The organism is Brevibacterium moorei (assembly GCF_024580735.1).
Classification (GTDB): Bacteria; Actinomycetota; Actinomycetes; order Actinomycetales; family Brevibacteriaceae; genus Brevibacterium; species Brevibacterium moorei.
The window spans coordinates 56,062-70,573 of sequence record NZ_JANIJX010000013.1 but is presented as its reverse complement, the minus strand read 5'-3'; the positions used below and the strand labels follow the sequence as shown (position 1 = coordinate 70,573).

Annotated in this window: 12 protein-coding genes; 1 reads left to right on the top strand and 11 read right to left on the bottom strand. The window is 64.6% G+C overall.

The annotated features are described in order from the left end of the window. Nucleotides 1-145: 145 nt before the first annotated feature. The 7 genes from NQ034_RS09850 to NQ034_RS09820 form a co-directional block, all read right to left on the bottom strand. Complete coding sequence (locus NQ034_RS09850; RefSeq protein WP_257048600.1) at nt 146-1,027, bottom strand: ABC transporter ATP-binding protein; 882 nt, start codon at nt 1,025-1,027, stop codon at nt 146-148. Then, nucleotides 1,024-2,124, bottom strand: coding sequence for a FecCD family ABC transporter permease (locus NQ034_RS09845; protein ID WP_257048599.1), 1,101 nt, complete (start codon nt 2,122-2,124; stop codon nt 1,024-1,026). Before NQ034_RS09845 ends, NQ034_RS09850 begins: the two co-directional genes overlap by 4 nt. Continuing rightward, nucleotides 2,121-3,110, bottom strand: coding sequence for a FecCD family ABC transporter permease (locus NQ034_RS09840; protein WP_257048598.1), 990 nt, complete (start codon nt 3,108-3,110; stop codon nt 2,121-2,123). Before NQ034_RS09840 ends, NQ034_RS09845 begins: the two co-directional genes overlap by 4 nt. Nucleotides 3,111-3,178: 68 nt before the next feature. After that, nucleotides 3,179-4,228 carry a hypothetical protein gene (locus tag NQ034_RS09835; protein ID WP_257048597.1) on the bottom strand — a complete coding sequence of 350 codons (1,050 nt, stop codon included), beginning with the start codon at nt 4,226-4,228 and terminating at the stop codon, nt 3,179-3,181. Nucleotides 4,229-4,233: 5 nt separating this feature from the next. Further along, nucleotides 4,234-7,011, bottom strand: a complete 2,778-nt coding sequence (locus NQ034_RS09830) for a hypothetical protein (protein WP_257048596.1) — start codon at nt 7,009-7,011, stop codon at nt 4,234-4,236. Nucleotides 7,012-7,032: 21 nt separating this feature from the next. Beyond that, nucleotides 7,033-8,307, bottom strand: coding sequence for an ABC transporter substrate-binding protein (locus tag NQ034_RS09825; RefSeq protein ID WP_257048595.1), 1,275 nt, complete (start codon nt 8,305-8,307; stop codon nt 7,033-7,035). Nucleotides 8,308-8,570: 263 nt separating this feature from the next. After that, on the bottom strand, nt 8,571-9,392 hold the full coding sequence (locus NQ034_RS09820) for an exodeoxyribonuclease III (RefSeq protein WP_257048594.1): 822 nt from the start codon (nt 9,390-9,392) through the stop codon (nt 8,571-8,573). A 210-nt stretch (nt 9,393-9,602) separates the two neighbouring features. On the opposite strand from NQ034_RS09820, the gene NQ034_RS09815 reads away from it, so the two are divergent. Then, nucleotides 9,603-10,094 carry a GNAT family N-acetyltransferase gene (locus NQ034_RS09815; RefSeq protein ID WP_257048593.1) on the top strand — a complete coding sequence of 164 codons (492 nt, stop codon included), beginning with the start codon at nt 9,603-9,605 and terminating at the stop codon, nt 10,092-10,094. A gap of 61 nt (nt 10,095-10,155) precedes the next feature. On the opposite strand, the gene NQ034_RS09810 is transcribed toward NQ034_RS09815, so the two are convergent. The 4 genes from NQ034_RS09810 to NQ034_RS09795 are packed head-to-tail and all read right to left on the bottom strand — an operon-like array spanning nt 10,156 to nt 14,470. Continuing rightward, nucleotides 10,156-11,496 carry an alpha/beta hydrolase gene (locus NQ034_RS09810; RefSeq protein WP_257048592.1) on the bottom strand — a complete coding sequence of 447 codons (1,341 nt, stop codon included), beginning with the start codon at nt 11,494-11,496 and terminating at the stop codon, nt 10,156-10,158. Nucleotides 11,497-11,506: 10 nt separating this feature from the next. Next, the gene (locus NQ034_RS09805) at nt 11,507-12,298 is read right to left on the bottom strand and encodes a heme ABC transporter ATP-binding protein (RefSeq protein ID WP_257048591.1); all 792 of its coding nucleotides are present in this window, start codon (nt 12,296-12,298) and stop codon (nt 11,507-11,509) included. Further along, nucleotides 12,295-13,401 carry a FecCD family ABC transporter permease gene (locus tag NQ034_RS09800; RefSeq protein ID WP_257048590.1) on the bottom strand — a complete coding sequence of 369 codons (1,107 nt, stop codon included), beginning with the start codon at nt 13,399-13,401 and terminating at the stop codon, nt 12,295-12,297. The genes NQ034_RS09805 and NQ034_RS09800 overlap by 4 nt, the downstream gene beginning before the upstream one ends. Then, the gene (locus tag NQ034_RS09795) at nt 13,388-14,470 is read right to left on the bottom strand and encodes an ABC transporter substrate-binding protein (protein ID WP_257048589.1); all 1,083 of its coding nucleotides are present in this window, start codon (nt 14,468-14,470) and stop codon (nt 13,388-13,390) included. The genes NQ034_RS09800 and NQ034_RS09795 overlap by 14 nt, the downstream gene beginning before the upstream one ends. Between the last annotated feature and the right edge of the window lie 42 nt (nt 14,471-14,512).

The window sequence follows — 14,512 nt, the reverse complement described above, 5'->3', positions numbered from 1 at the left end:
AACAGCGCCTGAGGGTTTGAGCAACGTTTCATGACTCAAATACCCCTGCATCTGTTCGGATGGAAGCTGATAGAGCAGGCGAAATTGGTTGATTTATTGCGGTTCAGACAGCAAACGGCTCGATTTTCTATGAGCCGAATTACATTTACCGGCGTCTCGCGAAGCGGGACAGTGCCGGCACAATCAGGGGTGTCCCGGAAGCGGGATCGTCGATCACACTGCAGGACAAACCGAACACGGACTCGATGAGTTCGGCCGTGACGATGTCGGCCGGCCTACCCTGGGCGATCAGTTCCCCCTGGCGCATGAACACCACATGGGTCGCGTAGCGGAATGCCAGGTTCAGATCGTGCAGCACGACCAGAACGGTGCGACCCTCCGCGTGCAAGCGCGCAGCCAGGTCCAGGACCTCGATCTGGTGCGTGATGTCCAGGTATGTGGTCGGCTCGTCCAACATCAGGATGTCGGTCTCCTGCGCCAGCACCATGGCGATCCACACGCGTTGGCGCTGGCCACCGGACAGGGCGTGCACGGGGCGGTCTGCGAATTCCGCGACGAAGGCCGACTGCAGAGCGTTCTCCACCGCGATCTCATCGGCCTCGCTCCACTGCCGCATCATCCCCTGGTGCGGGTAACGGCCCCGGGCCACCAGGTCTGCGACGGTGATGTCCCCGGGCGCGGTGGACTGCTGGGGCAAAAGCCCCAGGTGCCGGGCAACTTCCTTCGAGTTCATCGCATGGATGTCCTGCCCGTCGAGCAGAACGTCGCCCTGGGTGGGTTTGAGCACGCGCGCCAGGGACTTCAACAGGGTCGACTTGCCACAGGCGTTGGGCCCCAAGATCACGGTCAGCTCATTGGCCGGAAGATCGAAGTCGACGCCCTTGAGCACCTTGTGATCCCCGTACCCCACATGGATGCCCCGTGCGGAGATCCGCGGCGGCAGCGGCTCGGGCAGAACCGCGGTTGCAGCGGTGTTGGGTGCTTCGGAGGCCGAGGATGCGTACGGGTCCGTGTTGTCGATGCTCATAGGGTGCCTCTCCGGTATTCGATGAAGAGCAGGAAGATCAGATAGATGCCGCCGATCGAGGACGTCACAATGCCCACGGCGATCTCATTGGGGGCGAAGATCCGCTGGGCGATGACATCGCAGACCGCCACCAGCAGTGCGCCCAGCATGGCCGAGGTGCCGATCGCGGCCCCGGAGGTCCGCGCCAGCCGCTTCGAGATATGCGGGGCCGCCAGCGCGACGAAGGCGATGGGACCGGCGACCGCAGTTGCCAGGGACACCAGGACCACACCGATCACCAGGGTCATGGCGCGTACCAGTCCGGTGGGCACGCCCAGACCCGTCGCAGGTTCATCGCCCATGGGCAGCATCGACAGGGGCTTGGACAGCCACAGCAGGAAGGGAATGCAGATGATGAGGACCGGCACCAGCCACATCAGGCTGCTGAACGTCATACCGTTGAGCGAACCGATGTTCCACTGCTGGGCGTCCTGTGCGGCCTCCAACGGAGCTTTGACCAGCAGCAGACTGTCCACAGCCTTGAGCGCTGCGGACACGCCGATGCCGATCAACACCATCTTGAAGCCGGGTGTGGCCAGGCCCCCGGCCAACAGGGAGATCAGAATCGCGGCACCCACACCGCCGATCAGTGCGCCCAGCGGGGTCTGGATTCCGGATCCGCCGAACACGATGATCGCCAGGATCGCCCCGGTCGATGAGCCTGCGGCGAAGCCGATGATGTCCGGGCTACCCAGCGGATTGCCCGAATAGATCTGGAACAGGGCACCGCTGATACCCAGGGCCGCGCCCACCAGAAGGGCCGCCAGGGCACGGGGCAGGCGGACGTATTGCACGAAGTAGTTCGCCAGTCTGTCCGAGGACGTGCCGAACAGACCCTCGATCGACTGCTTGATCGACAACCCGTAGTCACCGATCATCAGCGTCGCGATGAACACCGCGACGGCCAGGACCAGGACGGTCAGGCTCACCAGCAGGGTGCGTGCCTCGAACCGCAGGCTCAGGGGCCCGAGGCGAAAGACCGTGAAACGGCTGCCCCTCCGCGCGACGCCACGCACTGCAGCGGACTGTTCGGTCACCGGTGGTTCCTTGATGCTCATGACCTATCCAGCCCCTTGGACTTGCGCACGATGAGAATGAAGAACGGAGCGCCGGCCAGGGAGGCGATGATGCCCACCTGGATCTCCGCCGGCGCCACGATGACGCGGGCCAGCACATCCGACAGCAGTAGCCAGGCAGCACCCAGCAGTGCCGCCAGGCCCAGGCTCCAGCCCAGGGAGTCCTTCATCAGCTTGCGGGCGATGATCGTCACCGCCAGGCCGACGAAGGTCAGAGGGCCTGCGATAGCCGTCGCCGCTGCGGAGAGCAGCGTGACAGCGATGAGCGAAACGGTCCGGATGGTCCCGACCTTCACGCCCAGGCCGATCGCGGCTTCGTCGCCCAGGGCCAGGGCGTTCAAGCCCGGAATAACTGCGAAGGAGACCGCCAGGCCCACGACGATGACGATCAGCGGAATCCACAGATCGGCGTAGGCCTTGCCCTCCAGGTTGCCGGCGACCCAGTAGCGGAACTCGTTGAACACCGCCTGGTTGCCGGAGATGATGGTCTGCGTGATCGCCGTGAGCGCCGCGCTGATCGCAACACCGGCCAGGGCCAGGCGGACCGGCGAGGCCCGATGACCGCCCGCGATGCCCAGCAGGTAGACGCCTGCGGCGGCCAGGCCCGCGCCCACGAAGGACGCGATCATATTGACCCCCGGCGTCATGATGCCCGTAATCGCTGCGGACAACACCACGGCGACCGAAGCGCCTGCGTTGATGCTCAGAATGCCGGGTTCGGCCAGCGGGTTGCGGGTCAGCGCCTGCATGATGCAGGTCGCCGCGCCCAACGCCAGGCCGACCACCAGGGCTGCCACGCTGCGCGGTAGCCGCAGGCCCCTGATCACTTCCGAACCGTCCGCGGCGGATGAGAAGAGTGCCTTGACCACCTGGATCGGGTTCATCATGTTCGAGCCCAGCATGATCCCCAGGATCACCGCCACGAAGATGACGGCCAGGGCGATGATGACATAGACGGCCCTGAGCACATGGGTACGCGCGCGGACCGCTCGCGCCGCCTCTTGGCGGGCAAGTGCGGCCTGCGAACGGCGCGGGGCTACTCCGGCTTGTGCTGGGAAGGGTCCGGCTGCGCCGGAGGAACTGGACCCTGTGATTTTCCCGGCGTCTCCCCTGTCTGCGGACCGCCGAAGGGATAGGACTTGGCCGGATGGTCGCCGCTGCGCGTCCACACCGGTTCGGTACCAGGTGCCGGCGCTGCCTGAACCGCAGCCCGTTGGGGCCGGGCCAGGAATGCGACGCCCATGGTCACCACGGCGAGGAAAGCCAGCATGATCCCGATCAGGCCCATCCAGGGGAAGGAATTGTCCCGCTTGGACAGTTCCCCGGCCAGGAGTTCGTTCTGCTTGCCCAGTTCCTCGACGGCCTTCTGGTCCTCGGCGCTGCCGGCCTGCGGCGCGGCTCCCGCCTGACCGCCGGCTGCGCCCGGCACCTGGGCCTGGTTGGCCCCCGCCTGCGGCGCATTCGCCGCCGGCGCCTGCGTGCTATTTCCCGATGAACCCTTGCTGCCACCACCGACCACGGTGGTCTTCTTGGTGGTCGTGCCGCTATTGCCGCTGCCGTTATTGACATTGGCATAACCGCCGGCCTTCGACTTCTTGCCGGTGGTGTTCGCGCTGCCGGTCACAGTGAAGTTGGGACTACGGTTCGTGTAGCCCTTGGATCCCTTGCCCGGCACGGTCTCAGACGCCAGGAAGCGCATCCAGTGACTGCCATTGGCCAGGTCCGCGGGAATCTTGACGGATCCGCTGACGGTCCCGGATTTGGGGATCTTCTGCTGGTGAACCACGCCCTGGCCCTGGATCGCCTGGTCACCGTCGCTGCTGCCGCCGTCGTCGAACTTGACGTAGACGGTCTCACCGCCGGGGTAGCCGCGCAGGGTGAAGTTCACCCGGCCGCCGGCCCGCACCGATTTAGGGGAGATCGTTGATTTGGTACCCGGGGTGTTCGGCTGAGCGCCGCCCGGGGGCAGGGCCTGAACCGGACCGGCCATGATGACGGACGCCAAGGCGACGGCCAGGGCCAACAAGATGGCCCCGATCCATGTTCCCGGCAACCGCTTTGCGGATGGCCTATGTGCGTTGTCCATGTGCTTCACCGCTTCCTATTGCGAGCCACTGCGATTGCCACGACGGCACCGGTGCCCAGCACCAGCACACCTCCGGCGGCCATGAGAAGAATGTCGTTCCATTTCAGATTCGAGGGCGAATAACCCTTGCCCAGGTAGTCGGACAGGTTCGCCCCTGCTACCCCGGCCCCGCGTTTGAGCGGCAACTGAGCCCAGCCGGCCAGTTCGCCCTTCCGGTTCGCCAGGACCAGCTGGTAGTCCCCCTCGGGCAAGTTCGTCACGTCCAATTGGATCTGGCTCGCGGTATCCACCTGCAGCCAGCCGATCGGGGGCTTGCCCGGATAGATGTAGAGGTAGACCCATTCCCCCGGGGGCACATCCTTCCCCATTTTCAAGGTGACCAGATTGCCGTTGATCTTGCCGGTTACCCCACCGGTATTGTCCTGATTGAGTTCCTCAACGGAATCGATCGGCGAGTCCACGGGCTTATCCGGCATCGGGATGCTCTCCACCGGTTCGGCCGCCTCCCCGGCGCCATCATCCTGGTAGATCGTCTCCTCCACGACGGTATTGTCACCGCCCTGGACATCGTTGGGTCCGTCGTTCGCCGCGTTCGCGCCGGCTTCAGTCGAAACCTGATCGACTCCGTCCAACGGATTCGTGATCCGTGTCCAGCCGACTACATTGGGATCCTTCGGGTCGTCTGGTTCCTCGCCTTGGAGCACCACATAGAACGTGCCCTCCGGTAGCTTGGATTGTGCGTACTTCACGTCCAAGAAACCGGAACCGCCCATCTTCAGCCACCGGTGGTCGGTGTGCGGGTAGACCGCGGATCCGTACTGATCGTAGAGCGTGATGAATGCGTAGTCCTTCGGCTTCATCCTGGCGCTGTAACCGGTCAGCATTCCATCGGTGTGGAAGGCCCGGAATCCATTCTTATTGGACTTCTTGAGTTCTGTTCCCGGGTCAACCATGAGCGGAGCCAGCGCGGGAATACACGCTTCGACACAGAACTTGTTCGTGTCCACGGCGCGCACTGTCGCGTTGTCTTTGGTCGAGCCGGTCAGCAGACGCATCTTGTGAATGCCCCGGTCGAAACCGCCGCCGTTGTCCTTGCGGAAGACCGTCCCTTTGCCCTTGTTGGCCTTCTTCGGCAGAGTCACCCAGGTATCGATCTTGCCTTCGGCATTGTTCACATCGATGACCCACCAGACGCTGTCCAGCGTCAGTGCCTGATTTCCCTTGAGCTTAACGTAATCACCCTTCTGCCTGGCATAGGGACCATTCTTATCCCCATCGAGCTTGATAGCAATACTGGCGCCACCGGATTCTGGGTCAGAACGGTTATTGCACCACCCCATACCGGTCACGTGAACCTTCTTGCCATATCCGGCCTTAGGGTACTTATCGTTCCCCTGTTGTTCGACTTTGATTGTGGGGGATTTCAGATCAGTGGTGCAGACCTTGGTGTTCGGATCCAGGTCACCCTTGTACTTCTGACCGTCAACGATCACAGGTTCTGAGGTCATCGAGTGAGCGGTGTCATTTCCCCCGCCGCTGAAGAGTGTGACAGTCAGCTTGGAACCACCCGTTACCAGCGAGTTCGATGTCTTTCCCTTCGGGAGGTTGTCCTCGGTTGGCAACGGGATATCCGCCTTGAACACGCCAGCGGGGGTATCGCCTTCGGCCTCGTTCGCCTTGATCTTGAGCAGGGCCTTGTCCGTACCGTCCTTCTGGGCAACGAATGCGAAGTCCTTGCCGGTGCGCCCTTCACGGGAGTTCAGTCCGAGTTTCACTGTCGCGGGAGACTTCCCGTCCTTGGTCTGCCACATGATGCCGTGCACGTGTACCGAGTTGTTCTGCCCGGCCTTTGTCGACACGGTCTCTTTCACACAGGCCTGGGCCACCTGGCCGTTCGCTACGTGCGACAATCCGGTCCGGCTTTCCCCGGCCGCACAATTAATGCTAGTGGTGCCCTTCTTCACAATATTGATCGTGTAGCGGGTCTTTGCAACTGGCTGAGCCGTATCGCCAGGAAAGATATTCCCAGATAGAATTTGAATGGTATGCGTCGACCCTGCCTGCCACTTGTCCGAAATGGCAGGTTCATCCGGATCTTCGACTTCGTCAACGCTGGTAGAGTTCGATTTTGTCGGCATCGCGAAGGTGATAGACCAGTTTCCGGTTTTGTTGTCGCCTTTCGTAGCGGCCCAGACACTCGCTCGCTTCAAATCGCCGGGTCCACCTGTACCACCGGGCGGATCATCCGACGGTTTACCATCCTTCTTGTAAACAGGAATGGTGGTCGCGCCGTTCTTATTGTCCGGATACTTCACCGGGAACTTGATAGAGCCCGTACGCCAGACCTGACCGCCGTCCAACTTGAAAGCGACCGAAATTCCCTTGTGCCCGGCTGAGTTCGGCTTCTCATTCAACCAATTTTTACCGCTGAGGGTAATCTTCCCACCCTCTTCTGCAATGGGTGGGACGTCAATCGAAGCGTCCTTGCCGGCAAAGGGCTGCACACTCTTCGTAGCACTCTGCGCCGAGGACTTCACACCGATCCCGCCGGCGGGGCCCTGATTCGCGGCGGCCGCGGTCGTGGCCGGCGCCTGTTCCTGCGTATCGGCGGGACCAACCTGTTCCGATGAGCCCTGCGGGTCGGACCCCAGGGCTCCTACTGCGGCTTGTGCGGGCAGTCCACCGAAAGCTCCCATGGCGATGAGCGCCAACCCTGCCAGGAAAGCAAGGGCGACGATGAGCCTGGGACGAGTGAACGCGTTGTGAAGTCTGCGAATCATCATTCTCCAATTACCGCGCAGGCCTCAGCCCGGCACGACGACATTGCTGTTCTTCTTGCCCGGTGGGATCGGGGTACTGCCTCCACCATCGCCGGGATCTATTGAGGGGGAATCTTCGGAACCGTCGGCCCCGGGTGGCACGTCCTCGCCCGATCCGCCGATGCCGGACTCGTCGCCACCAGCGTCATCGGCCCCGGCCGAATCTCCTTCGGGCGCCTGATCAGTGTCGGCTGCGGGCGCATCGCCCACCGTTCCCCTGCCCTGGCCCTTGGCGTCCTCCTTGATCATGAGGTCTTCGACGTTGTCGACGATCGCGTTCATCAGGTAATAGCTGCCGGTGGACGTCCACATCGAACCGTCGACGGGGAACACGTGGTTCTGCCCGAAGGCCTGCAGCTTGGAGAACCCGGGGGTTCCGGTGGCCGTGCGCAGCTGTTCCTGCCCTGCGGCAACATCCACACCGCCACCGGCATTCGGGTTGCTGATCGAAGCGCCGCCCAGGCTGCCGAAGTACATATAGTCCGCGTCGATGTCCTTGATGTTCTCCAGGGACACCGGTTCGGAATGGCCGCGGCCCTCCGTGTCCTGGTTCTTGGGCCGCTTCATCCCCATATCGGTCAGCGCCTGGCCAGGAGGCAGCTCCTTCAGGATGAGCGAGGCGGAGCCGCCCTCCCACCGGACGATCGAGTACGTCTTGTCCAGCAAACCCTTGGACTTCAGCTCGCCGGAGACTTCCTTCGTCCGCTTGTCATAGCCGGAGATCAGGGATTCCGCCTTGGCCTCCTCGTTGAGGGCCTTCGCGGTCAGCCGGAAGTTGTCCTTCCACGGGCCGCCGGCGTAACCGGTGTAGACCAGGGGCGCGATCGCCGCGAGCTTGTCCAGAGCCTGTTGGTTGTTGTTGATCGAGGTTCCGTCCACCAGGATCAGATCGGGCTTGGCCGCGCCGATCTTCTCGTAGTCCGGATTGGCCACACCGCCCAGGATCTCCAGGTCACCGCCCTTGACGGCCTCGCCTTTGTCCTTGAGGTAGTTCGACACCGTCGACTGACCGCGACCGGAGACGATCCCGATGGGCTTGGCGCCCAATGCCAGTGCGGCATCGGTGGTCGGTTCGCTCAGGGTCACAACCCGTTTGGGCTTCATCGGCACGTCGATCGACTTATCGTCCACGTCCTTGATCGGTCGCGTGGGGCCCGAAGCGTCCAGTTCCATGTTTCCGGAACAACCTGTCAGGGCGACCATGGCCACCACAACCGAGGCCGCGAGGGCGCCCAGCGTGTGCTTGTGGGGATAGCGCATCGTTTAAAACAACCTTAAAGAAAACATAGCTTTGCCTCAGAAGAGTATCACCCCGCTACGCTATTAAGGTCAACCGATCTTCCGTAAATCCCACAGCTGTGGCATACCGCTATACATCGGTCTTACAGCACCCTGACCAGTCACTACCCAGGGGTGCTTCAGGCACGCAAAAGCCCCCGCCGGAATGCAGAAGACCCGGTAACAGCGTCACCGGGTCTTCTGCGGAACCAGACGGGGGCTACCCGTTCAGACAGTGGCGCCGGCTACACGGCGGCCGGCCCAGATATGTCGTATTTCACATTGAGTGGCGCATGATCGCTCCACCTTTCCGCATAGCTGTCAGCCCTGTCGATGGAGAACGCCTGGGCGGATTCTGCGAGCGCGGGAGTGGCCATGTGGTAGTCGATCCGCCAGCCCGCATCGTTGTCGAAGGCCTTCCCACGCTGGGACCACCAGGTGTAGGGCCCGGGGACCTCGCCGGCCAGGGACCGCTGCACGTCGACCCAGCCGATGTCATCGGCGTCGAAGAAACGGTCGAAGTAGGCGCGTTCCTCAGGCAGGAAGCCGGCCTTCTTCCTGTTGGCCTTCCAGTTCTTCAGGTCCAGTTCGGTGTGGCAGACATTCAGGTCGCCGGTGACCACTGCGTAGTCGGCATGTTCGGCCAGCTGCGGCATCCGGGCGATCATCTGGTCGAGGAAGTGGTACTTGTCGACCTGTTTGGGGGTGTCGACCTCGCCGGAGTGCACATAGGCACTGACCAGGGTCAGGAGTTTACCGTCGGACAGTTCGAAATCGGCCTCGAGCCAGCGGCCGGCGCGGTCGAAGTACTCATCCCCGTTGCCGATCCGCACGTCCTTGGCCGGCACCTTCGACAGGATCGCAACTCCGGCCCGGCCCTTGGCCTCGGCATCGGCGGAGTAGACGTGCCAACCCAGGGGTTCCAGCAGGTCGGGGGCGATCGGATTGGCCGCGCGGACTTCCTGCATGGTGATGAGGTCGGAGGTGCTGGTCGTAAGCCACGGTTCCATGCCCTTGCGCATCGCGGCGCGCACGCCGTTGACATTGACGGTACTGATTCGAAGCATGGCCCCATCATGTCATGGCAAATGCTCAGCAATCGGAGACTGCACCGACGAGGCCACCCGGCGCTATGCTGGAATCACCCGGGCAACCGAGACGGACGTCACTGAGACGCAGGTCATAGTCGACTCCGGGTGATCATGACATTTTCAATTTCGACGCCAGGTAGAAAGCGCTACAGTTGTAAGCACCACTGACATTCATGAGGAGCAGCCATGGCCGACACCCAGACCTACGATCAGTCCCACCTGCGGATCAGTCCGTTGGACGAGGTCGATCCCACCGAACTGCGCGACTTCCTCGTCTCCACCCAGAAATCCTTCTGGGGCGCCCGTGACCTCACGGAGGACTTGGACGCCTACTGGGTTCGCCAGCTGGGCGGATCCGGTCTGGTCGCCAGGTACCAGAACGAGATCGTGGGCTATCTGCTGGGCGTCATCCCGATCAACGGACCTGCCTACATCCACCTGGTCGCAGCCCGCGACGACTTCCGCCACCACGGCGTCGGCCGCCAGCTTTACAACCGCTTCATCGACGATGCCAAGGGGCTGGGAAAGGACGAGGTCCAGGCCACCGCGTTCCAGGACAATGTGGGCGCCATCAGCTTCCACACCTCGGTGGGCTTCGAGGGCGAACTCATCGCCAACTACGCCGGCCAGGGAATCCCCCGGGTGTTGTTCACCCTGGGCCTGAACAAGGACTCCTGAACCGCATAGCGGATGCGCTGGGGCCGGGATCGATCATTCGATCCCGGCCCCAGCGTTGTTTTCAGCGCAGGAGTTCTGCGGCCTGGGCGATGCTGTGCGGAATCCACCAGGACCAGTCGTGGCCGCCGGACACAGCCGTGACCGCGGGCCCCACCTCCAGTCCCAGTCCGCCCAGCTCTGCGTGCAGGCGGGCACAGCGCGCCACGGCGTTGCCCTCGAACCGTCCGGCTGCGAGCCGCAGGCGGATCCGGGCCGAGGCCGCACCCGGCTTCCGCTGACTCTTCGGCACCGCCCCTCGTGCGAGCGCCCGGGCCAGCAGCTCGGCGAAGTCCCCCTCCGGATAGCGCCACAGTGACGGCGACTGCACAATCCCGGTCCCGCAGGCACCGGGGTCCGCGGCCAGGGTGAAGAGTGTGGACAGCCCGCCGAAGCTCGAGCCGGTGACTATGCGCTGCAGTGGATCGCGGCTGATCCGCACCCGGCCGGTCCCCGGCGACTCCAGGCCCGTATTCAGCAGGCGGGGCACCAGGGTCCGCGCCACCCACTGCGCACGACCGCCCGGCACACCCAAGACCTGCGCCCGGTTCGGCCCCGACTCGACGAACACCGCTGTGACCGGTGGCAACAATCCCGCTTCCACCGCTGCGGCTAGGAACCGCGGGGTGTCGTGGTTCCGCACATGTGCTTCGCCGTCGAAGAACACGATGAGCGGCGTTTCCCGGGTGCCCGCCGAGGACGCGGCCCACCACCAGACCGCGGGTCTGCCATCCATGTCACCGGGGCCCTTGCCCGGCGGGCCTATAGGGCCGCCGGTGTCATCGCCCAGCCGATGTACCTGAACATGCTCGGGCCAGGACTCGGGTGTGAGAAACAGATCGAGGACCGGATGTGCAGCCGCGTTAACCACCGGCACACAGATCAGGGATGTTCTGGCCCCGCCCTTGACCGTCAGCCTGCGCGGATTGGCACAGTCGGCGGACATCCGCACGTCCGGGTGCTCCAGGCGTTTGAGTCCGGTGGTCCACCAGGGAGGATCGGCCCGCCCACGGTACTCGGCGAAGCGGTAGCCGGCGATCCAGTCCGCGGGTGCTGCGACCTCGGCGGCGAACCAACCGGTACCGCCCACCGGATGCAGGTCCAGCGCATCGACGGGGTCCGGGTTCCACCAGCCGCTGGGGGCCAGGGCCACGGCCCGGGCATCCGGGGCGAAGTGAAGGAAACGGACCCAGACCTGCGTCCCGGCCGATCCCTCGACCGGGCCCAGGACCTCGGGTGCGGAGCTCGGCACATCGTGCAGCAGGGCCGTGAGGGCGCGACTGCGCACGGGCACGCGATGCACTGCACGCGGCCGCGGGCCCGGGCTCCACGGATCGGATGCGGCAACCGCCTCGGCGTCGGTCATTTCGAAGTGCTCATTTCGGCACGATGACCAGTTGGCCGGAATCCGGTGAGCGGAAGACCTCGACGGGGTGACCGTAGAGCTGCTCGATCCGCTGTGCGGTCAACACCTCCTCCGGTGTCCCATCGCCGGTCAGGTGACCGCCCGCCAGCATCAGGATGCGGTCGGCATGGCGCGCGGCCTGGCCCAGGTCGTGCACGATCGCCACGACGATCGCCCCGCTGTGCGCCAGATCCTTGGCCGCCCGCATGACGTCCTCCTGGTGCTTCAGATCCAGGGCCGCCGTCGGTTCGTCCAAGAGATAGATCGAGGTGTCCTGGGCCAGGGTGCGGGCGAAGGCGGTCCGCGCCATCTCACCTCCGGACAGGGTTGTGACATCGCGGTCGGCCAGGTGCGTCACCTGTGCCCTGGCCATCGCCTCGGCCACGATCGCATCGTCGGCAGCGGACTTGGGATGGGGCAGCCGGCCCAGTTCTACCAGCTCCCGCACGGTGAACCCGAAGGTCGGATGCTGCTCCTGCTCCATCACCGCGCGCACGCGGGCCAGCTCGCCGGCGTTCCAGTCGTGCGGCGCATGCGGCCCGATCAGCAGTTCACCCGCCGAGGGCCGCAGATTGCCGGCCAGCACATTGAGCAGGGTGGATTTACCCGCGCCGTTGGGTCCCACCACCGCGATGAGCGAGGGTTCCTCCACGGCGAAGCTGATGTCGCTCAGCAGTGCGCTGGAGCCCACGGTGAAGCCCAGCGACTGTGCACGGATCGGATGCAGTTCGCGGGTCCTCCGCGGTTCGGCCGACGGGCTCATGGCCGCCCCTCCCTCGAACGCAGGACGAGGAACAGGAAGAACGGCGCGCCCAGCGCCGATGTCAGCAGGCCGATCGGGACCTCGGCCGGGGGCGCGACGGAGCGCGCGATCGTATCAGCGACGACAAGCAACAGGGCGCCGGTCAGTGCCGACAGCGGCAGCAGGCCGCGGTGCGCTGGGCCGGTGAGCAGCCGCACCACGTGCGGGACCACCAGGCCCACGAAGCCGATCGTGCCTGCGAAGGCCACCGTGACACTGGTCAGCAGGGCCGACAGGATGATCAGCCAGCGCCGCACGGACACGACGTTGAGGCCCAAATAGTACGCCGAGCGCTCCCCCAGGGTCAGCGCGTCCAGTTTGCGGTGCATCAGGCACAGCACGATGACGCAGACGATGACCACCGCTGCGCCGACCGCCAGCTTGGTCCAGTCGATGTCGTCCAGTGAGCCCATCTGCCAGAACACCACGGACTGGAGCTTCTCGTCATCGGCGAGGAAGGTCATAAAGCCGGTGATCGCGGAGAACCCCGCGCCCACCGCGATGCCCACCAGCAGCAGGCGCGAAGTCCCGTAGCCCCTGCCGGGGCGGGCCAGGGTGTAGATGATCGCCACGGCCAGCAGGCCGCCGCAGAACGCCGCGGCCGGGACCAGCCACTGGTAGAGGCCCGCGCCCACCGAGGACAGCAGCACAATCGCGACGACCGCGCCGGTCGAGGCGCCACCGGACACCCCGATCACGCCTGGATCGGCCAGCGGGTTGCGGAACAGACTCTGCATAACAGCGCCGCTGACGGCCAGAGCGGCCCCGGTCAGGGCACCGAACAGGATCCGCGGCAGGCGCAGGCTCATCACGACCGAGGTCTCCAGGGCCGGCTGCTCACTGCCGAATCCGAAGAACTTGTGCGCGATGATCTGCACGGTGGTACCCGGGGAGATCTTCACCGGGCCGATCCCCACCGACAGCACGATGGCCACGATGACGGCCACCACCATGATCGGCAGGCCCACCCCCAGGGACAGGCGCCGGGCGCGACGCGAGTCAGAACCGGCTACCACGCCGGCGGATGTGGGTTCAGGTGCCGGGTGTAGCTCAGTTGGAGCCATCGGCCAGGGCCTTGCCCAGGGCCAGCGCGCCCGCGCCGATGGCTGGACCGCTCACGGAGATCTGCTCACTGGGCATGACGTAGATCTGGTTGTTCTTGGCAGCAGGGGTGTCGGCCAGCGTGGGGAAGGCCTGCAGGAAGCCCTCGGCGCCACCCCATTCCTCGACGTCGCCGGTGCCCATCACGATGACATCGGGCTTGGCGTCCAGCAGACCCTCCTTGCTGAACTTCACGGAGTACCCGCGCAGTCCGGCCTGTTCGCCCACGGAGGTCGCGCCGATCGCCTTGACGATGTCCGCGCCGGCCGTGCCGCTGCCGACGACCGCATTGGCCCCGCCGGCACCGTTCGAGGTGACCTGCAGGATCTTCTTGCCCTTCAGCTTGTCCTTGTAGGTGGCTGCTTCCTTCAGCTGATCGCCGACCTTCTGGGAAACTTCCTTGGCGGCTGCGTCGGCACCCACATAGGATCCGACGTCGGTGATCTTCTTGGTCGTCTCCTCCTGGTCGCTGTAGACCGCTGCGCTCACGCCGGCCTCGCGGAACTTCTTGGCGACCTGCCCGTGGCGGTCCACGTTGTCGCCGATGAACATGGTGCCCTTGACGGACAGCAGGCCCTCGACACCGGTCTTCTGCGAGTATTCGAAGTGTTCGGGCGCGTTCTTGGCCGTGGGCGTCACCGAGTTCTGCGGTGCCGCGTAGACCTTGTCGGACAGACCCAGGGAGTCCAGAATGCTGACCACGCCGTCGCTGGCTGCGATGATCTTGCTGGCGTCCTTGACCTCGACGGTCTCGCCGGTACCGTCCTTGACCTTGACGGGGAGTTTGGGTTCGGCCTTGGCGGAGGGAACCTCGCCGCCGGCCACATAGTGCCAGCCTTCGGGGACGTTCTCCTGGCCCGCTCCCTGGGACGCGGCGGAGCCGGAGGCCTCCGATCCGCTGCCGGAGCCCTGCGCACCGCAACCGGTCAGCAGGAGGGCCGCGGTGGTCCCCGCGGCAGCCAGGGTCAGGATGTTCCGGGTGCGCAGGTTCCGGACGGACTTAGAGGCGCGCATCTGAGTAAGGGCGAACATGCCTCCAGACTATTAAGGTAGCCCTTTGATCACAAGCGATCC